The sequence below is a fragment of the Streptomyces sp. SAS_270 genome (genome assembly GCF_052543295.1).
The window spans coordinates 1-1,009 of sequence record NZ_JBMNDS010000190.1 but is presented as its reverse complement, the minus strand read 5'-3'; the positions used below and the strand labels follow the sequence as shown (position 1 = coordinate 1,009).

The window sequence follows — 1,009 nt, the reverse complement described above, 5'->3', positions numbered from 1 at the left end:
GGGGCCTGCCCCGGCCGGGCCCCCCCCCAGGCCGTGTGTCCCTGTAGGGCTCTGTCGATCTCTGCGCGGAAAAATCCGGAATCATGTGATCCAAGGCATGAGTCCGTATCAACTTCCGCGCAGGGGTCGCATCATGACCGGTTCGCGGCGACTCTTGACGGTATGGCCACGCCACCCTTACCGCCCCAGCCCCCGCGGCCGCCGGGAGGAACCCCGCCTCCCGGGGGTTACGGACCACCCCCCGGTGGCTACGGACCACCGCCCGGGGGTTACGGCCCACCCCCCGGTGGCTATGGCCCGCCGGGACAGGGTGGGGGCTGGCAGCCGCCTCAGCCTCCCGGCTCGCCCGGTGGCCCAGGGGGGCCTCGTCCCGGAGGGCGCCGCCGCCTTTTCATCCTGCTCGCTGTGATCGTGGCCGTCGGTGTCGTGGCTGCCGTCGTGCTGGTGGCCGTCCGGGGCAACGGCTCGCCGAGCGACAAGAAGTCGCCCTCCGCGAGCAGCGGGAGTACGAAGGGCTCTCCCTCTCCGTCTCTGAGCATCCCCTCCGGGCTCCCCAGCATCACGCCTTCGCTGCCCTCACAGGTGCCCAGCGACCTGGGCTCACTGTTCCCGTCGCCGGCCGGCGACCAAGTGCCGTACTACTCGCTGCAGTCGGGCGACTGCTTCGACACCGACGACAAGCGTCCAGGGCAGGCCACCAAACGCTCGTGCGGCAAGCCCCACGACGCCGAAGTCGTCAAGGTGGCCGAGATCGAGGGCAGTTACACGACCGACGCCGCTCTCAAGAAGGCCGCGTCGGCACTGTGCAAGAAGCCTCTGGAACGCAAGGCGGCCAAGCAGCCTTCGGGCACCGTGCGCGGCACGCTGGTGCAGTACCCGGACTCCACCGGCTACAAGATCGGCATCGACAACGTCGCCTGCAGTCTCTCCGGGGACGTCGGCGCCGGCGACCACAAGCTCACCAAGCCCCTGACCTGAGCACCACGCGCGCGTGGTCGTCGTCGGACGG

At 70.2% G+C, this 1,009-nt stretch carries 1 protein-coding gene; it reads left to right on the top strand.

The genetic code is table 11. The features are described 5' to 3' along the window. Positions 1-405 precede the first annotated feature (405 nt). Entirely contained in the window at positions 406-978 is a 573-nt protein-coding gene (locus tag ACN6LB_RS45835; RefSeq protein WP_445031103.1) for a hypothetical protein, read from the top strand. The last annotated feature ends 31 nt before the right edge of the window (positions 979-1,009 follow it).